At 70.1% G+C, this 17825-nt stretch carries 18 protein-coding genes and 2 pseudogenes; 7 read left to right on the top strand and 13 right to left on the bottom strand.

The features are described from left to right. The first annotated feature begins 73 nt into the window (after positions 1 to 73). From rplU to proB, 4 genes are all read left to right on the top strand, one after another. Positions 74 to 385, top strand: a complete 312-nt coding sequence (gene rplU / locus ACJ512_RS20870) for a 50S ribosomal protein L21 (RefSeq protein WP_144955348.1) — start codon at positions 74 to 76, stop codon at positions 383 to 385. 14 nt (positions 386 to 399) lie between these two features. Next, positions 400 to 654: a 50S ribosomal protein L27 gene (gene rpmA / locus ACJ512_RS20865; RefSeq protein WP_369737901.1), complete on the top strand. Its 255-nt coding sequence runs from the start codon at positions 400 to 402 to the stop codon at positions 652 to 654. 91 nt (positions 655 to 745) lie between these two features. Then, positions 746 to 2188 (top strand): GTPase ObgE, encoded by a 1443-nt coding sequence (obgE, locus tag ACJ512_RS20860; RefSeq protein ID WP_407685801.1) that lies wholly within the window; start codon positions 746 to 748, stop codon positions 2186 to 2188. Continuing rightward, positions 2185 to 3312 (top strand): glutamate 5-kinase, encoded by a 1128-nt coding sequence (proB, locus tag ACJ512_RS20855; RefSeq protein ID WP_407685802.1) that lies wholly within the window; start codon positions 2185 to 2187, stop codon positions 3310 to 3312. The genes obgE and proB overlap by 4 nt, the downstream gene beginning before the upstream one ends. On the opposite strand, the gene ACJ512_RS20850 is transcribed toward proB, so the two are convergent. The 3 genes from ACJ512_RS20850 to ACJ512_RS20840 all read right to left on the bottom strand — a co-directional run bounded on the left by ACJ512_RS20850 (position 3305) and on the right by ACJ512_RS20840 (position 4948). Continuing rightward, on the bottom strand, positions 3305 to 3724 hold the full coding sequence (locus ACJ512_RS20850) for a DUF5313 domain-containing protein (protein WP_369737906.1): 420 nt from the start codon (positions 3722 to 3724) through the stop codon (positions 3305 to 3307). The genes proB and ACJ512_RS20850 overlap by 8 nt on opposite strands. 8 nt (positions 3725 to 3732) lie before the next feature. After that, positions 3733 to 4236: a MarR family winged helix-turn-helix transcriptional regulator gene (locus ACJ512_RS20845; protein ID WP_369737908.1), complete on the bottom strand. Its 504-nt coding sequence runs from the start codon at positions 4234 to 4236 to the stop codon at positions 3733 to 3735. A gap of 61 nt (positions 4237 to 4297) precedes the next feature. Next, positions 4298 to 4948: a TetR/AcrR family transcriptional regulator gene (locus ACJ512_RS20840; RefSeq protein ID WP_369737910.1), complete on the bottom strand. Its 651-nt coding sequence runs from the start codon at positions 4946 to 4948 to the stop codon at positions 4298 to 4300. A 101-nt stretch (positions 4949 to 5049) separates the two neighbouring features. Here ACJ512_RS20840 and ACJ512_RS20835 point away from each other — a divergent pair, with 101 nt between their 5' ends. Next, complete coding sequence (locus ACJ512_RS20835; protein ID WP_407685806.1) at positions 5050 to 6318, top strand: cytochrome P450; 1269 nt, start codon at positions 5050 to 5052, stop codon at positions 6316 to 6318. Here the strand turns inward: ACJ512_RS20835 and ACJ512_RS20830 are convergent. Beyond that, on the bottom strand, positions 6315 to 7244 hold the full coding sequence (locus tag ACJ512_RS20830) for an NAD-dependent protein deacetylase (RefSeq protein WP_407685803.1): 930 nt from the start codon (positions 7242 to 7244) through the stop codon (positions 6315 to 6317). The genes ACJ512_RS20835 and ACJ512_RS20830 overlap by 4 nt on opposite strands. Then, complete coding sequence (locus ACJ512_RS20825; RefSeq protein ID WP_369737915.1) at positions 7232 to 7771, bottom strand: cysteine hydrolase family protein; 540 nt, start codon at positions 7769 to 7771, stop codon at positions 7232 to 7234. The genes ACJ512_RS20830 and ACJ512_RS20825 overlap by 13 nt, the downstream gene beginning before the upstream one ends. A 59-nt stretch (positions 7772 to 7830) precedes the next feature. Between ACJ512_RS20825 and ACJ512_RS20820 the strand changes: the two genes are divergently transcribed. Further along, positions 7831 to 9885, top strand: coding sequence for an NAD(+) synthase (locus ACJ512_RS20820; RefSeq protein WP_407685804.1), 2055 nt, complete (start codon positions 7831 to 7833; stop codon positions 9883 to 9885). A gap of 11 nt (positions 9886 to 9896) precedes the next feature. On the opposite strand, the gene ACJ512_RS20815 is transcribed toward ACJ512_RS20820, so the two are convergent. The 7 genes and pseudogenes from ACJ512_RS20815 to ACJ512_RS20785 all read right to left on the bottom strand — a co-directional run bounded on the left by ACJ512_RS20815 (position 9897) and on the right by ACJ512_RS20785 (position 15962). Next, a complete protein-coding gene (locus ACJ512_RS20815) occupies positions 9897 to 10442 on the bottom strand; it encodes a YbhB/YbcL family Raf kinase inhibitor-like protein (RefSeq protein WP_407685805.1) in 546 nt (181 codons plus the stop codon). Continuing rightward, positions 10442 to 10747: pseudogene (locus ACJ512_RS20810) on the bottom strand (3-isopropylmalate dehydratase small subunit); the annotation flags it as partial. The pseudogene ACJ512_RS20810 and the gene ACJ512_RS20815, both read right to left, overlap by 1 nt. A gap of 31 nt (positions 10748 to 10778) precedes the next feature. After that, positions 10779 to 12026: an ISL3 family transposase gene (locus tag ACJ512_RS20805; RefSeq protein ID WP_407689820.1), complete on the bottom strand. Its 1248-nt coding sequence runs from the start codon at positions 12024 to 12026 to the stop codon at positions 10779 to 10781. Between the two features lie 65 nt (positions 12027 to 12091). Beyond that, positions 12092 to 12400: pseudogene (locus ACJ512_RS20800) on the bottom strand (3-isopropylmalate dehydratase small subunit); the annotation flags it as partial. Then, positions 12397 to 13644: a 3-isopropylmalate dehydratase large subunit gene (locus ACJ512_RS20795; protein WP_407689652.1), complete on the bottom strand. Its 1248-nt coding sequence runs from the start codon at positions 13642 to 13644 to the stop codon at positions 12397 to 12399. The pseudogene ACJ512_RS20800 and the gene ACJ512_RS20795, both read right to left, overlap by 4 nt. Next, entirely contained in the window at positions 13635 to 14519 is an 885-nt protein-coding gene (locus ACJ512_RS20790; protein ID WP_407689653.1) for an isocitrate lyase/PEP mutase family protein, read from the bottom strand. Before ACJ512_RS20790 ends, ACJ512_RS20795 begins: the two co-directional genes overlap by 10 nt. 12 nt (positions 14520 to 14531) lie before the next feature. Then, positions 14532 to 15962, bottom strand: a complete 1431-nt coding sequence (locus tag ACJ512_RS20785; RefSeq protein ID WP_407689654.1) for an MmgE/PrpD family protein — start codon at positions 15960 to 15962, stop codon at positions 14532 to 14534. A gap of 81 nt (positions 15963 to 16043) precedes the next feature. On the opposite strand from ACJ512_RS20785, the gene ACJ512_RS20780 reads away from it, so the two are divergent. Continuing rightward, positions 16044 to 16850 (top strand): GntR family transcriptional regulator, encoded by an 807-nt coding sequence (locus tag ACJ512_RS20780; protein WP_407689655.1) that lies wholly within the window; start codon positions 16044 to 16046, stop codon positions 16848 to 16850. Here the strand turns inward: ACJ512_RS20780 and ACJ512_RS20775 are convergent. Then, on the bottom strand, positions 16847 to 17731 hold the full coding sequence (locus tag ACJ512_RS20775) for a ribokinase (RefSeq protein ID WP_369737926.1): 885 nt from the start codon (positions 17729 to 17731) through the stop codon (positions 16847 to 16849). The genes ACJ512_RS20780 and ACJ512_RS20775 overlap by 4 nt on opposite strands. Positions 17732 to 17825 lie beyond the last annotated feature (94 nt).

The following is a 17825-nucleotide window of genomic DNA, read 5'->3' as shown; positions in this document are numbered from 1 at the left end:
CCACCACGCACACCGCCGGTGGCATGCGCGCGAAGCGCGGCAAAACAGAGGCGAGAAAGAGGCAGGAGCAACGATGGCGACCTACGCAATCGTCAAGACGGGCGGCAAGCAGTACAAGGTCGCCGTCGGGGATGTGGTCAAAGTCGAGAAACTCGAGTCCGAGCCCGGCGCCCAGGTGTCGCTGCCGGTCGCGCTCGTGGTCGACGGCGCCACCGTCACCACCGACGCCGCGGCGCTGGCCAAGGTCGCGGTGACCGGCGAGGTGCTCGAACACACCAAGGGCCCCAAGATCCGTATCCACAAGTTCAAGAACAAGACCGGCTACCACAAGCGCCAGGGCCACCGTCAGCAGCTGACGGTCCTCAAGGTCACCGGAATCAAGTAGCGAAGGCGGCAGACATGGCACACAAGAAGGGTGCTTCGAGCTCGCGCAACGGCCGCGACTCAAATGCTCAGCGGCTGGGCGTCAAGCGGTTCGGCGGCCAGGTCGTCCAGGCCGGCGAGATCCTGGTCCGTCAGCGCGGCACCAAGTTCCACCCCGGCGTCAACGTCGGGCGTGGCGGCGACGACACGCTGTTCGCCAAGGAGGCCGGCGCGGTCGAGTTCGGGATCAAGCGGGGCCGCAAGACGGTCAGCATCGTCGCGGAGGCCTGACGGGCGGACGCCTGGCTTTCCCGGGCAGCCTGCAGCCGCGAAACGTCGATCTCGGGTCAACTGGTTGCCGGGGTAGGTGAGAGGATCTTCGATGCCCCGGTTCGTCGATCGCGTCGTCGTCCACACGCGGGCCGGCTCCGGCGGTAACGGCTGCGCGTCGGTCCACCGCGAGAAATTCAAGCCGCTGGGCGGTCCCGACGGCGGTAACGGCGGCCGCGGCGGCAGCGTCGTGTTCGTCGTCGATCCCCAGGTGCACACGCTGCTGGACTTTCATTTCCGGCCGCACATCACCGCGCCGTCCGGCAAGCAGGGGATGGGCAACAACCGCGATGGCGCCGCGGGCCAGGATCTGGAGGTCAAGGTTCCCGACGGCACCGTCGTGCTGGACGAGAACGGCCGGCTGCTGGCCGATTTGGTCGGCGTCGGCACCCGCTTCGAGGCGGCCGCCGGCGGCCGCGGCGGTCTGGGCAATGCCGCGCTGGCATCGCGCGCCCGTAAGGCACCCGGCTTCGCGCTGCTCGGTGAGCCCGGCCAATCCCGCGACCTGACACTGGAGCTCAAGACCGTCGCCGACGCCGGGTTGGTCGGGTTCCCGTCGGCGGGGAAGTCCTCGCTGGTGTCGGTGATCTCGGCGGCCAAACCGAAGGTCGCCGACTATCCGTTCACCACCCTGGTCCCCAACCTCGGTGTGGTCTCGGCCGGTGAGCATGCGTTCACCGTCGCCGACGTGCCCGGCCTGATCCCCGGCGCGTCCCAGGGCCGCGGTCTGGGCCTGGACTTCCTGCGCCACATCGAGCGGTGCGCGGTGCTGGTGCACGTGGTGGACTGCGCCACCGCCGAACCGGGTCGCGACCCCATCTCCGACATCGACGCGCTGGAAGCCGAACTCGCCGCCTACACGCCGACGTTGCAGGGCGACGCTGCGCTGGGTGACCTCGCCGAACGACCCCGCGCGGTGGTGCTCAACAAGATCGACGTCCCGGAGGCCCGTGAGCTGGCCGAGTTCGTCCGCGACGAGATCGCCGAGCGGGGCTGGCCGGTGTTCCCGGTGTCCACGGTCACCCGCGAAGGCCTGCAGCCGTTGATCTTCGGGCTGTGGCAGATGATCTCGGCCTACCGCGCCGCCCAGCCGCCCGCCGTGACGCGCCGGCCGGTGATCCGGCCGGTCCCCGTCGACGACGGCGGCTTCACCGTCGAACCCGACGGACAGGGCGGTTTCGTCGTCACCGGCGCGCGGCCCGAGCGCTGGATCGGCCAGACCAACTTCGACAACGACGAGGCCGTGGGTTATCTCGCCGACCGCCTGGCGCGCTTGGGCGTCGAAGACGAACTGCTGCGGCTGGGCGCCCGGCCGGGGTGCGCGGTGACGATCGGCGAGATGACGTTCGACTGGGAGCCGCAAACGCCCGCCGGGCGCCAAGTTCCCATGTCCGGGAGAGGGACCGACGCGCGGCTGGAGCGCACCGAGCGCATCGGCGCCGACGAGCGCAAGGCCGCCCGGCGCCGCAGGCGCGAACGCGGTGACGACTCGTGAGCGAGCACCGCGAGGCCATCCGGTCCGCCCGCAGCCTGGTGGTCAAGATCGGGACCAACGCTTTGACCACGTCGTCCGGTGTGTTCGACGCCGGCCGGCTGGCCGGACTGGCCGATGCCATCGAGGCGCGCATGAAGGCCGGCACCGACGTCGTCATCGTGTCTTCGGGAGCCATCGCCGCGGGCATCGATCCGCTCGGCCTGTCTAGGCGCCCAAAGGATTTGGCGACGAGGCAGGCGGCGGCCAGCGTGGGGCAGGTCGCGTTGGTGAGTTCGTGGAGCGCGGCGTTCGCCCGGTACGGCCGCACGGTCGGGCAGGTGCTGCTGAGCGCGCACGACATCTCGATGCGGGCCCAGCACACCAACGCCCAGCGCACCCTGGACCGGCTGCGGGCCTTGCACGCGGTGGCCATCGTCAACGAGAACGACACGGTGGCCACCAACGAGATCCGGTTCGGCGACAACGACCGGCTGTCGGCCCTGGTGGCCCACCTGGTCGGCGCCGAGGCGCTGGTGCTGCTGTCCGACATCGACGGCCTCTACGACGCCGACCCCCGCACGACCGAGGGCGCACGGTTCATCCCGGAGGTATCCGGCGCGGCGGACCTGGACGGCGTGGTCGCCGGCCCGGGCAGCCACCTGGGCACCGGCGGAATGGTGTCGAAGATGTCGTCGGCGCTGCTGGCCGCCGATGCCGGGGTCCCGGTGCTGCTGGCCGCCGCGTCCGACGCCGCGACCGCGCTCACCGACGCCTCGGCCGGCACGGTGTTCGCCGCCCGGCCCAATCGCATGTCGGCCCGCCGGTTCTGGGTGCGCTACGCCGCCGAGGCCGCCGGCGCGCTGACCCTCGACGAGGGCGCGGTGCGGGCGGTGGTGGGCCAGCGCCGATCTCTGCTGGCCGCCGGTGTCATCGCGGTGTCGGGCCGGTTCTACGCCGGCGACGTGGTCGAACTGCGGGGCCCCGACGCGGTGATGGTGGCCCGCGGTGTCGTCGCCTACGACGCCTCCGAACTGGCCACGATGATGGGCCGCTCGACCTCGGCGCTGCCCGACGAACTGCGCCGCCCACCGGTGCACGCCGACGACCTCGTCGCGGTGAACGGCCCCGTGGGACTGGTCAGTTGAAGGGGTTGCTGTTGGCCTGCCAGGCCGCCGATTCGGGTCGCGGCCCGTAACGGCGCGCGTAGTCCTCGTGCATCTGCGCTTGTTTCTCGTGCTTGAGCGCATCGACCAGGTTCGGGTCGAGCCCGTGCTGCGCCAGCCGGTGCCGCCGCCAGACCTTGTTCAGGGCCAGCGACACCAGCAGCGCCCAGATGTAGACCGGCACGGTCATCTCGGTGTGCACGTACAGCGACGCGGGCAGCAGCCAGAACGGGGCGAGGACGAAAAGCGGTGGTATCGACCACCGGATCATGTGCCTGCGCACGGCGCCCGGACCCGCCAGGTCGTCGGCGACCCAGGCGCGCATCGAATCCGGAAGGCACCGGCCGTACGAGTAGGCGATGTATTGGAACAGGTTGGGTTTGTCGCTGGCCATCGTGGCTCCTAGGGGCGGGGGTTTGAGGACTGCAGAGCGCCGGCGGCCAGGGCCGCGGAGTTGATCCGGGTCAGCACCTGGTGCAGGTGCTGAAGTTCGGCCAGGTCGACGCCCAGGCGCGCGACGACGGCGGACGGGACGTCCTGCGCGCGTCGACGCAGGGCCACGCCGCGGTCGGTGAGGTGCACCGCGGTGGAACGCTCGTCGGCCGGGTTGCGGCTGCGGGTGATCAGGCCGAGCGCGTCCAGGCGTTTGAGCATCGGCGACAGCGTGGCCGAGTCCATCTGCAACATGGCGGCGATCTCCTTGACCGCCAACGGTTTCCGCTGGCCCGGCGATGCCTTGCGATGATCCCAGAGTGCGAGCATCACCAGGTACTGCGGGTGGGTGAGCCCCAACGGCTCCAGCAGGGGCCGGTAGACGGCCAGGACGGCCCGGTTGGTGATGCTCAGCGCGAAGCAGACCTGCTGTTCGAGGGCGAGCGGGTCGATTTCCGGCGCGGGCTGGGCCACATACACATCGTACGCTAATAGTTAGTGTGCTAACCAAGTTGCGCTGGTCACACGGGGCCGGTCATGGCGCCCCAGTCGGCTTGAGATACAAAGCTCCCCAGACTATTTCGGCGAGCGTGCTGGCCAGCTCCGCGTCGTAGTCCGGGGGCTGGTCGGGCAGGTTCTGCTGGCAGGCCCGCTCGACCATCCAGGTGAGCGCGTTGGCGGTGGTGGCCGCGGGAAGTTCCCGGCGGATCGAGCCGTCGGCCTGTCCCTCCTCGATGACACCGGTGAGTCGCTGTGAGACGGCCGTCAGCAATTCGCGGTAGGTCTGGGCCGTCAACGGGTCGTAGCCGGCCATCTCGTTGAGCGCGACCAGCACCGGCTGGTGGCGCCGATAGGCGTCGATGATGCCGGCCATTCCGGCGCGCACGTCCTCCGGATTGTGCCGCCAGGCCACGTCCCACCAGCGTTCGGCGCCGGTGGCCAGGTCGGCGAACACCTGGCCGGCGAGGCGGCGAAGCAGGTGGCCCTTGTCCTCGAAGTAGACGTAGAAACTCGCGCGCGAGATGCCGGCCTCGGTCGACAGCCGGTCGACGCTGAGTTCGGTGAAGCTGGCGCCGGCGCGCATCAGCCGGTCGGTGGCGTCGAGCAGGCGGCGCTCCATCCGCTCCCGCCGCTGCTCGCGGCCCTCCTCGCGGCGGCCCTGCGGCTTGCGGGTCACCGACGGCATTCGCCCAGCATAGCCACCCGATCGACACCTTGACTAGACATAGTGTCTAGGCATAGTGTCGGCGTTACGGTGTGACTGGCGTCATGGGAAGGGTCTCGACGATGACGGTGATGGCAGGGAAGCCCGGCACGAACCGCGCCTACGACCCGATCGATCTGTCCTCGCGCGCGTTCTGGTCGAAGACCGCCGCCGAGCGGGAACGCTCGTTCGCCGTGCTGCGCGCCGAACGCCCGGTGAGCTGGCATCCCCCGGTCCAGGACGCGCTGATGCACGACCCCGACGACCGGGGCTATTGGGCGGTCACCCGGCGCGCCGACATCGTCACGGTCAGCCGCGGCAACGAGGTGTTCCTGTCCGGCAAGGGGGTGATGTTCGAGAACATCCCCGTGGACCTGCTCGAGGCCTCGCAGTCCTTCCTGGCGATGGACCCGCCGCGGCACACCAAGCTGCGCAAACTGGTCAGCGCCGCGTTCACCCCGCGGCAGGTTCGTCGTATCGAGGACTCGATCCGGACGAACGCCCACGCCATCGTCGGCGAGCTGCGCGCCGCCGGGGGTGGCGTCGATTTCGTCGAGCACTGCGCCAAGCAACTGCCCATCCGCACGCTGTCGGACATGGTGGGTATCCCGGAGTCGGAGCGCGAGCGGGTCGCGCAGGCCGCCGACGCGCTGGTGTCGTGGGCCGACCCCGTCTACCTCGACGGCCGTGACCCGATGCAGGTGCTGGTCGAGAACCAGGTGTACCTGCACCAGGTCGCCGGCGCACTGGCCGCCGAGCGCCGCGCCCGGCCCGGCGACGACCTGTTCAGCGCGCTGGTGAACGCCGAGGTCGACGGCGACCGGCTGACCGACGCGGACGTCTCGGCGTTTTTCGTACTGCTCTCGGTGGCCGCCAACGACACCACCCGCCAGACCACCAGCCACGCGATGAAGGCGCTCACCGACTTTCCCGCCCAGCGCGAATGGCTGCGCGTGGCGTTCGAGGACCGCATCGGCACCGCGGTCGAGGAGTTCATCCGCTGGGCGTCCCCGGTGATGAGCTTCCGCCGCACGGCCGCAACGGATTTCGAACTGGCCGGCCAGCAGATCGAGGCGGGGGAGAAGGTGGTGATGTTCTACCCGTCGGGCAACTGGGACACCGACGTGTTCGACCGTCCGGACCGTTTCGACCTCGGCCGCGACCCCAATCCGCACGTCGGTTTCGGTGGCGGCGGTGTGCATTTCTGCCTGGGCGCCCATGTGGCCCGGGCGCAGCTGCGCGCCATCTTCGGGGAACTGCTGCGTCAGCTGCCCGACATCCAGGCGGGGGAGCCCTCGTACGTGCCGGGCAATTTCATCCACGCCATCCGCAGCATGCCCTGCGACTTCTAGGAGTTCGGCAGTGGCGCCACCGCCCCGCCCAGTTCGCACGCCAGCAGGGTCAGCAACTCCGAGCATCCGCCCTCGACCTTGACGTCGGCCAGGTCGTCACCGCGGGTGCGGCCCCGGTTGACGATGGCGACCGGAATGCCGAGCGCGGCGGCGCGCCGCACGAACCGGTAGCCGGAGAACACGGTCAGCGACGAACCGGCGACGAGCAGGGCATCGGCCCGCTCAACCAGTGAAAAGGCTTGGGAAACGACGTGTTTGGGCACGCTCTCGCCGAAGTAGACGATGTCGGGTTTGAGCATGCCGGCGCAGCGCGGGCAGTCCAGGTACCGGAACGTCGTCGTGTCGGCGACGACGGCGTCGGCGTCGGGAGCCACCGCCAGGCCGCCGAGCGCCCCGGCGCGCGCCAGGAAGCCGGGGTTGAGTGCCTCGAGTGCGTCGGCCAGCGCGGCGCGGCTCATGGTGTGGCCGCAGCCCAGGCAGACCACCCGCGCGTAGGTGCCGTGCAGGTCGATCACGTTGACGCTGCCTGCCCTGGTGTGCAGCAGGTCGACGTTCTGGGTGATCACGCCGGTGACGACGCCCGCGCGCTCGAGGGCGGCCAGCGCCCGATGGCCCGCGTTGGGCAGCGTGTCGGCCATGTGGCGCCAGCCGACGTGGTTGCGCGCCCAGTAGCGCTGCCGGAAGACCGGATCCGACGTGAACTGGCGGATGGTCATCGGGTTGCTCGGCGGTGAATCGGGGCCCCGGTAGTCCGGAATGCCGGAGTCGGTGGAGATTCCCGCACCCGTGAGCACGGCGACGCGGCGACCGGCCAGCAGCGCCACCAACTCGGGCGATTCTGCGCGGGCGATCACCTCTTCGAGGTTAGCGGCCCCGCGCGCTTCGCGAGCGTGCGTGCCCGCACGCTCGGCGGTCAGCTCAGGCATTCCGCCGCGGTCGTGAGCTCCGCGGACAGGTTGCGCTGCATCATCTTGAGAGCCGCCTCACCCAACTCCTCGTAGATGTGGGCGACCGCATCCGTGGGGACCACGACCGGGAAATGGCGCAGGTAGGCGTCGAGCGCGCTGTAGAAGATGCACTGCTCGGTGACCTGCCCGGTCAACACCAACCGCTTGGTGCCGCGGCGGTGCAGAAGATACTCCAGCGCCGTCCCGAAGAACACGCTGTGGCGGACCTTGGTCAACAGCCGGCAGCCCTCGGCCGGCACGATCGGCTTCACCAGGTCGGGCCGTTCGCCGCCGAGTGCGGATTCGACGATGTCGGAGAACTCCACGCTGAAGTCGCCGTAGTTGTCGTTGACGTAGATCAGGTCGACACCGCCGGATTCGCGCGCGCGGCGGACCAGATCCGACAGCGGCTCGATGATGTTGCCGACATTGGGTATCAGTTCTTCGGCGTCGGGGTGCCGATAGGTGTTCATCATGTCGACGACCAAGACGGCGGTGTCACTCATGGGGCAACGTGTACCCGGCAAACCGGTGCTGACACCACCTGGGCGAGAATGGGGAAGCGATGGACTTCTACAACAGTTACAGCCAGGGCTTCGTCCGCGTCGCCGCGTGCACCCGCCACACCACGATGGCCGATCCGGCGGCAAACGCCGCGTCGGTGTTGCGGCTGGCGCGCGAGTGCCACGACGAGGCCGTCGGCCTGGCCGTCTTTCCCGAGCTGACGCTGTCCGGCTATTCGATCGAGGACATCCTGCTGCAGGACCAGCTGCTCGATGACGTCGAAGCGGCCCTCGCCGAGGTCGTGACGGCCTCGGCCGACCTGTTGCCCGTGCTGGTGGTCGGCGCCCCGCTTCGGCACCGGCACCGTATCTACAACGCCGCGGTGGTGATCCACCGCGGCGTCGTGCTCGGCGTGGCGCCCAAGTCCTACCTGCCCACCTACCGGGAGTTCTACGAGCGTCGCCAGATCGCGCCCGGCGACGGCGAACGCGGCACCATCCGCATCGGCGGCCCCTCCGGCCCGATCGAGGCCCCGTTCGGTCCCGACCTGCTGTTCGCCGCGTCGGACCTGCCCGGCTTCGTGCTGCACGTCGAGATCTGCGAGGACATGTTCGTGCCGATTCCGCCCAGCGCGGAGGCGGCCCTGGCGGGGGCGACGGTGCTGGCCAACCTGTCCGGCAGCCCGATCACGATCGGGCGCGCCGAGGATCGTTGCCTGCTGGCGCGTTCGGCGTCGTCCCGGTGCCTGGCCGCCTACGTCTACGCCGCCGCGGGCGAGGGCGAATCGACCACCGATCTGGCCTGGGACGGCCAGACCATGGTGTGGGAGAACGGCGTGTTGCTCGCAACCTCCGAGCGGTTCCCGCGGGGGGAGCGGCACAGCGTCGCCGACGTCGACACCGAGCTGCTGCGCTCCGAGCGGCTGCGCATGGGGACGTTCGACGACAATCGGCGCCACCACCGCACGTCGGCGGAGTCGTTCCGGCGCATCGAGTTCCGGCTGGATCCGCCGGGCGGCGACATCGGCCTGCGCCGTGAAATCGAGCGCTTCCCCTTCGTTCCCGCGGATGCGCAACGGCTGCAACAGGATTGCTACGAGGCCTACAACATCCAGGTCGCCGGGCTCGAACAGCGGCTGCGCGCCCTGGACTACCCGAAGATCGTCATCGGGATCTCCGGCGGGCTGGACTCGACGCACGCGCTGATCGTCGCCGCGCGCGCGATGGACCGCGAGGAACGGCCGCGTGCCGACATCCTGGCGTTCACGCTACCGGGCTTCGCGACGGGGGATCGCACCAAGCGCAACGCGATCGAGCTGTGCCGCGCGCTGGGCGTCACCTTCTCCGAGATCGACATCCGCGACACCGCTGCGCTGATGCTCAAGGAGATCGAGCACCCCTTCGCGCGCGGCGAGAAGGTCTACGACGTCACCTTCGAGAACGTGCAGGCCGGGTTGCGCACCGACTACCTGTTCCGGCTGGCCAATCAGCGCGGGGGGATCGTGCTGGGCACCGGCGACCTCTCCGAGCTGGCGCTGGGCTGGTCGACCTACGGTGTCGGCGACCAGATGTCGCACTACAACGTCAACGCCGGTGTCCCCAAGACGCTGATCCAGCACCTGATCCGCTGGGTGATCTCCACGGGGGAGTTCGAGTCCGAGGTCGGCGAGGTGCTGCAATCGGTGCTCGACACCGAGATCACTCCGGAGTTGGTGCCCAGCGGGGAGGAAGAAGAGCTGCAGAGCAGTGAGGCCAAGGTCGGGCCGTATGCGCTGCAAGACTTCTCATTGTTTCAGCTGTTGCGCTACGGATTCCGGCCGTCGAAGGTCGCGTTTCTGGCCTGGCACGCGTGGCACGACCCCGGCCAGGGCAACTGGCCGCCGGGATTCCCCGCGGAGAAACGACCGACCTATTCGCTGAAGGAGATCCGGCACTGGCTGCAGGTGTTCGTGCAGCGCTTCTATTCGTTCAGCCAGTTCAAGCGGTCCGCCCTGCCGAACGGCCCGAAGGTGTCCCACGGCGGGGCGCTCTCGCCGCGGGGCGATTGGCGGGCCCCGTCGGACATGTCGGCGCGCATCTGGCTGGACGAGATCCAGCGCGAAATACCCGAGGAGTAGGCCGCGCAAGCTCAGCGCTCGTAGGTGCCGGTGAGCGTGCCCCGAGCCAGCAGGTGGCCGCGCATCGCAACCAACAGGGCCTTGGCCGAGTCGACAACGGCGGGTATCGGTTCGTCGATCGCGAACACCTGAAACCGGTAGCGGTGGGGTCCGTGGCCGGGGATCGGGCGCGGCCCGGCGTAGCCCCGATGCCCAAGATCCGCTCGCAGGAAACGCATTCCGGCGCTGCCCGGGCGCAGCGAACCCGCGGCGGCTTCGCGCACCGTCGGCTCGATCACCGCGACGGTGTGCAGCAGCGGCCGGTGCAGTGGGACGTCGACATCGTCGATGACGAGCACCACCTGCCGCGTCCCGGGCGGCAGCCCCTCCCAGCGTAGCGGCGGAGAGATGTTGTCTCCGACCCCCTTTCCCGCGCTGGACGGCGGCATGGCCGCGCCGTCGCCGAATGCCGAACTCGTCACGCGGATGGAGGCGGGAGCGTCGAACGCGCTGCCGGCCAGTGGGCTTCGGTGTTCGCCCGCGCGGGCGCCGCGCAGCAGCCGGCCCACCAGCGCCATCACGCGCCGCTTCCGGCGCCGCGGATCGCCACGCTGGAAGACCGCATCAGATCGCCCAGTTCGGCGGGCAGGTATCCCTGCTCGACCAGCCGGGGCAGCACCCCGCCGCCTTCGAGGATCTCGAGGATCAGCCCGGGCAGCGTCGGCACGGTGCCCGAGGCTCCCGTGGTGTCGTTGCGCCACGTTCCGGCGCTCAGGTCGAAGGTGCCCCGGTCGCCCTCACGGAACAGCGAGGTCGCGTCGGGGATCGTCATCGCGGGCAGGCCGGCGTTGACGGCGTTGCGAAAGAACAGGGAGTTGAACTCCGGGTCTCCTGACGTTTCTGTGGGTCTGGTTTCATGCTGCTCGACCGGGCAGTGCGGGGCATAGGCCGCCGCGGGTGAGCATGGCCATGCCGATCATCGCCTCAGGGCTGTGAAACCCGTACGCACGCGTGGTCAATGCCCGCAGGTGGGTGTTCGTCGCCTCTGAGCGGGCATTCGACAGTTGGTGGTCGAGAGTGTTGCCGATGAGCTCCTTGTGACGGCGGACGGTGCGGGCTACGGCAACGAATTCCGGGATGCGCGAGTGCGACGCCCAGGACAACCAACCGGCCAGCAGGCGATGGCCGTCGCGGCCTTTGACCCGAAACACTTCGCGGAGTTGCTCTTTGAGCAGATACGCCCGATACAGCGTGGCGTTGGTAGCCGTGATCGACGCGAGGCTGGTGCGTTGCTCACCGGTCAGATCGGCCGGGTTCTTGCGGGTCGCCCACATCGCGTGCCGGTCGCGGACACCGGCGCGGGCCATGGTACGCACCCGCACCTTGTCGAGGGCCTTGAGCGCCCAGGCCACGACATGAAACGGATCCAGGCAGATCACCGCACCCGGGGCCCGGTCCCGCAGCACGGCGTGAATCCATTCCGCCCCATCACAGCTGACGTGAGTCAACGCCGCGGCACGTTGGGCGCCGAGCTGGTCGAAAAACCGGCCCAAGGTGTCCTGGTTGCGGCCTTCGGCTGCCCACACCAGCCGGCCTGTCGTGTGATCGATGACGCAGGTTACATAGCGGTGGCCTTTGCGGTAGGCGATCTCGTCGATGCCGATGCGGGTCAACCCGGCCAGCAGGTCGTTGGTGTCGCGGCCATCGGCGACCACCCGGCCCACGATCGCGGCGATGGTGCGCCAGGCCACCCGCAAAAACACCGCGACCACACTGATCGCGGCATGCGCGGTCAACCACGCGGCTGTGTCCTCAAACGCCCAGGTGTGACGGGCCCCGGGCCGCGCCCAGGGCAGGTGGGCCACCACCACTCCATGCTCGGGGCAGGCTACCCGCGGCGCTGCGGCCTGCAGATAGGCCTTCGTCGTCCCCAGATCCAGGGTGCGCCAGCGCCTGATCCCCTCCCCGCCGTCATAGCCCGCACAGCGTTTGCGGCACCGCGAGCACCGGCTGGCCTGGTTCGCCTTGGGCCGCACCTCAAACACCAGCACCTCGCTGGTCACCGGCTGTTTTCCGCGCGAAGTCTCCGTCTCGATCATCACGTCATCGACGACCATGTCCTGGCCACCGAGGACCGTCGCGAATACCCTGGATTTACCCAACGCCGTACACCCTCCTTCGTCTTGAACCCGATAACAGTCCAAAACGTAAGCAGGACACGGCGTTGGGCCACAAGCCCCCTGGTCACAGACCCACGACTACGGCAGAAGAGCCTGAACTCCTCGGCGACCAGCCCGGCGACGCCCAGTTCGGCGAACAACACCGCGACCGGGCGCGACGACCCCAGCCCGAAGTTCTTGCCGGCCAGCACGACGTCGCCGGGGGAGACCTCGTCGGTCCAGCCGGGGCGGACCTGGTAGAACACGTGCCTGGCCGCCTCCGCGGGCTCCATTTTCAGCGCGTAGCCCGGATACATGTCGTCGGTGTTGAGGTTGTCGCCGAACACCCAGACCTTTCCGCTGAATGCCACCGTCATGCCGTCACGCTCCTGGGGTCGGTGATGTATCCGGCGATCGCCGAGGCCGCGACGGTCGCCGGGGAGGCCATGAAGATTTCTGCCTCGGCGCTGCCCATCCGGCCGGTGAAGTTGCGGGTGCTCGACGTGATGCACACCTCGCCGGGACCCACGACCCCCATGTGGTAGCCGAAGCAGGCGCCGCAGGTGGAGTTGGTGACGACGCCGCCCGCATCCGCGATGTCCTGCAGGTATCCCAGCCGCATGGCCTCGCGGTAGACCGCCTGCGAGGCGGGGGTGACCAGGAGCCGCACCCCGGGGGCGACGCTCTTGCCGCGCAGCACTTCCGCGGCGATCCGCAGGTCCTCGAGCTGTCCGTTGGCGCACGACCCGATGAACGCCTGGTCCACCTTCTGCCTGCCCAGCCGCGACACCGGCAGACCGTTGCGGCTGACGGTGCCCGGCCGTGCGACATAGGGTTCCAGCGCGGACAGGTCGACGTGGCGGACCTCGCGGTATGCGGCGTCGGGATCCGGTGCGGCGGCGGCGTATCCGGTGATGCCGCGCTCGTCGAGGAATGCCGTCAGGACCTCGTCCGGCTCGAAGGTGCCGAAGTCGGCGGAAACCTCGGCGCACTGCGTCGCGATGGTGCGCCGGTCGTGCATCGGGATGCCGGCCAGCCCGGGCCCGCCGAACTCCAGGTTGAGGTTGGCGGCGTCGCCGTATTCGTCGGCGAGGTAGAGGAAGACGTCCTTGCCGCTCACGCCGTCCGGCTTGGCGCCGCCGAATTCGTAGCGGACGGTCGGCGCGACCTGAAACCACGTCGTTCCGGTGCACATGATCGAATACACCTCCGCGGGACCGAGTCCGCGGGCCGCCGTGTTGTAGGCGCCGGCGGCGCAGGTGTGGGAATCGGCGCAGGCCAGTATCTGTCCGGGCCGCGCCAGGCCGTTCTCGGCGATCACCTCGTGACAGATCCCGTGCCGGCCGACGTCGTAGAAGCGCTCGATGCCGAAGTCGGCGACGAACTTGCGGGCGTGCGTTCCACCCGCGGCGTCCTTGACGGTCGGCGCCGGGACGGCGTGATCCATGACGACCGCCAGTTTGTCGGGGTCGTGGACGCGGTTCGGCGCGATCCACATGGTGGCGAACTGCAGGTCGATCAGGACGGTCATGTCCACGTCGACCACGACGGTGTCGCCGGGGGACACCGAGGCCAGACCGGCCTTGCGGGGGAGGATCTTCTCGATGACGGTCATGCCCATGAGTTGTCCCGGTGCGCGTAGCGGTCGTCGAGGGCCAGCCACTCGGCCATGCCGACGAGGTCGAAGAAGCCGGCGGGGCTGCTCGGCAGGTGGGCCGCCAACTCGCTGCCGTTGAGTTCGCACAGGCTCTGCAGCATGCCGAACGTCGCCTGCATCAGCAGGTTGCCGGGATGGATGGCGATGGCGTAGCCCAGCTCCTGCAGTCGCGACGCCGACTGCGGCGGCGTCATGCCGCCCAGCACGAGGTTGATCAGCAGCGGGGCATCGACTTCGGTTGCGATGCGCTCGATCTCGCCGGCGTCCTGCGGCGCCTCGACGAAGATGACGTCCGCGCCCGCGCGGGCGTAGCGGTTGGCGCGCTCGATTGCCTCGTCGAGCCCGAGCGGGGCGCGGGCGTCGGTGCGGGCCACCACGAGCAGGTCGTCGTCGGACCGGGTGTCCAGGGCGGCGGCGAGGGTCTGCTCGAACAGCGCCGCGTCGACGACCCGTTTGTCCGGCAGATGGCCGCACCGTTTGGGGAAGACCTGGTCTTCCAGCTGGATCGCGGCCACTCCCGCCGCGTCGTAAGAACGCACCGTGCGCACCACATTTCGCAGTGCGCCGTAGCCGGTGTCGGCGTCGGCGATGAGCGGGATGTCCCCCAGCGCGTCGGCGATCATCGCGGCCCGCCCCGCCATCTCGGTTGCCGTGACCAGCCCGATGTCGGGCAGGCCGAAACCGGACGCCGCCACACCGGCCCCGGTCATGTATGCGGCGACATGGCCGGTCCGTTTGGTCAGCTGTGCGGAGATCCCGTCGAAAACGCCTGGCGCGACGATGAGTTCGCGCTTGTCGAGCAGCTCCCTGAGGCGTCGGCGGGCCGGGGTGGTAGCCACAGCAGGTTCCTTTCAGTCCAAGGCGCCCGCCACCGGAGCGGCGAGCAGTTCGGCCAGATGATCGGTGTCGTCGAGTTCGTCCAGACCGAGCACCGCCCGTTCGATCGCGTCGGCGCGGGCGCGGTCGGTGACCCGGTCGGCGAGCGCGTGGAACTTCGCGACGAGTTCGTCGTCGGTGACGGGGTCGGTGGGCGCGCCATGCGGTACGTCGACGCGGACCCGGTGCACGGCGCCGTCGACGGTCGTCACCGCCAGCTCGGTGCGGAACTTCTCGGTCATCGCGGCGCGGGCCGGCGATTCGTCGAGGTGGACCGTGGTTGCGGCGATCAGCGACCAGATGTCGTCGGCGTCGCGGCGCGCCGGGGCGAACTGTTCGGGCAGCACGTTGCCGTCGAGCAGCGCTGCGGCGGTGACGTAGCCGATGTTCATCTGCGCCCCGATCGGCGTGAGCGGTCGCTCCGGCGGCCACCAGCCGTGCTTGTAGACGGTCTCGCCGACGGTGATGTCGACCGTTGAGATGTTCTCGGGCGCAACGGATTCGCGCAGCCGTCTGGCGGCATCGATCGCTGCGTGCAGGCCACCCATCGCGGCGTAGGACTTGACCATGATGCTCGTCGTCTCCCAGTGCCGGCCCAGCTGGCCGGTGAGCAGCGCGGCGTCGGGTTCGTGGCCCTCGCCGAACACGCTGAGGAAGCCGCCGTATTCGCGCTCGAACACCCGCTTGATGCCGGTGTAGCCGGCCGCCGCCAGGCCCGCGGCGTAAAAACCGTTGCGCGCGGCCAGACCGTGGTGCATGCGTTTGCTCATGGCCTCGTACTGCGCGGCCATCAGCCCCGACGACTGGGTGGCCGCCAGCCCGAGGGCGTCTTCCAGTTGTGCGGGCGGCAGTCCGCGCAGCTTGCCCGAGGCCATGGCCGCCGAGTGGGTGCCGAAGACCGACCCGGAGTGCCAGCCGCGGTCGAGCATCTGGGTGCCGTGCAGGGTGTAGCCGACGCGCGGCCCCACCTCGAACCCGGCGATCGCCGCGAGCAGCAGTTCGGCGCCGGTGATCGTTCCCGGGCGGGTCGCGGCAGTCGACAGCAGGGCGGGGATGATCAGCGAGCAACTGTGCAGCGGCGCGAGGGGATGGAAGTCGTCGAGCTCGAAGCCCTGGATGAACGTGCCGTTCAGGATCGCGGCGCCGGGTGCGCCGGTGGTGCGGCCGGTGCCGATGACGACCGTGTCGCCCCCGCCTTCCATGCCGAGTACCGCGTCGGTGGCGAGCCGAGACCAGGGCAGCCGCGCGCCGACCAGGGCGCAGCCCAGGCCGTCGAGCAACAGGTGCTTGGCGCGCCGCGCGACCGGGTGTGGCACGTCGTCGAGGGTGAGCCCGGCGACCCAGGTGGCCAGCCGTCCGGTGGGCCCCGCCGGGTCGGTGGCGGCCGGCTGCGTCACCGCCGTCATCGGCCACCCCTTTCCCGTTAGTTGTTATATACATATAACAACTAACGAAGCGGGCGCAAGGGGCCGGGTGTGGAAATATTCATGACCGTGGACAAGGCCGGCGACAGGGCGGCACCGGTGTCCGCCGCTGCGGGCGTCCCGCTGCACCGGCAGCTGTTCCTGGTGCTGCACGACGAGATCGACCGCGGCGTGCTGGCCCCCGGCGACGCGCTGCCCACCGAGCAGACCCTCTGCGGGCAGTTCGGGGTCTCCCGCATCACCGTGCGCCGGGCGCTGGCGGACCTCGCCGAGCGGGGCTACATCGAGCGCCGCCACGGGGTGGGGTCCTTTGTACGCCCGCACGGCGCGGCCGACGTGTCGTCGGCCGGCAGGTCCTACATGGCGGGCCTGCGCCAGACCCAGTTCGAAACCGACGTGGAGGTGGTCGAACTCGGGGCCCGCCGCCCCCCGCAACCCGTCGCCGAGGCGCTCGAGACGTCCGGCGACCTGCTGCACATCGTGCGGGTGCGGCGGCAACGCAGGACCTTGGAGCCGTTGATCGTCAGCGAGGCCTGGCTGCCCGGGGAACTCGCCGGCACGCTGACGGAGTCCGCGCTGCGGCGCGCGCCCCTCTACCAGTTGTTGTCCGACGCGGGGATCGTCGCCGACCGGGTGCGCCATGAGATCACCGCCGAGATCGCGGGCCCGCGCAACGCCCGCCTGCTGGACACGGCGATCGGCGCCGCGCTGCTGCGCGTCAATCGGCTGGTGTTCGTGGCCGGCGCGCCGCACCATCACCTTTCTGCCCTGCTGTCGCCCGGCCGCAGCCGCGTGCTGCTGAGTCAGACCGCCGACGAACTCGAGACGGCCGACGGCCTGACGATCGCCCACGACGTGCGCCGGGACTAGCCCGAACGCCGCTCGCGCAGGGCCGCGTCGATCGCCGCGGCGTCCGGGGCGCAGTCGCCGGCGCCGCGCACCAGCGTGGCGAGCGCGCCTGCCGTGCACGCGCGCCGCAACGCGCGCAGCCGCTCGGCCGCCGCGCCGGGGTGGGGCGGCCAGTTCGCCGCCAGCACCCCGGCGAACACGTCGCCGGCCCCGGTGGTGTCCACCGCGTCGACCGCTGGGGCGGGCACCGTGAACTCGCCGTCGGTGCCGGCGTACCGGGCGCCCCGCGCGCCCAGGGTGGTCACCAGATGGTCCGGCCGCCAGCGCCATTGGCGTTCCTCGTCTTCGTTGACGATCACCACGTCGGCCAGCTCCGCCAGTTCGGCCAGCGCGCCGTCGTCCCGGCCCGCCGGCGACGCGTTGACCAGGACGACCGACCCGGCCGAGCGGGCCGCGCGCGCCGCGCCCAGCGCCGTCGCGACCGGAATCTCCAACTGGGTCAACAGCACGTCGCAGTCGGAGATCACCGTGCGCACCGTCTCGTCGGACGGCGAGAGCCGCCCGTTGGCGCCCGGAGCGACGACGATGGTGTTCTCGGCGCCGGTGTCGACCACGATGATCGCCGTGCCGCTCGGACCGGGGACCGCGACGGTCCCGTCCAGCCCGACGCCGTTGGCCGTCAAATGCGCCCGCAGCTGTCCGGCCGCGGCGTCCTCGCCGAGCGCGCCGACGAACTGCACCTGTGCGCCGGCCCGCGCCGCGGCGACCGCCTGGTTGCCGCCCTTGCCGCCGGGGGCGTGGCTCGACGACGACGCCAGCACCGTCTCGCCCGGACGCGGGAGGGCTTCGACGCCGAACGTCAGATCCATGTTCACGCTGCCAACCACACACACCCGCGCCATTCCCGCGACGGTAGTCGCGCCGGGCGGGGAGCGTCGCTTTGCGGCAATCGCCAATATCTGCGGGTCGGCGCGTTACTCTGCTGCGTGAGCGAGG

It is taken from the genome of Mycobacterium cajalii, assembly GCF_045809005.2.
GTDB lineage: Bacteria > Actinomycetota > Actinomycetes > Mycobacteriales > Mycobacteriaceae > Mycobacterium.
This window is presented reverse-complemented; position numbering and strand designations above follow the sequence as displayed.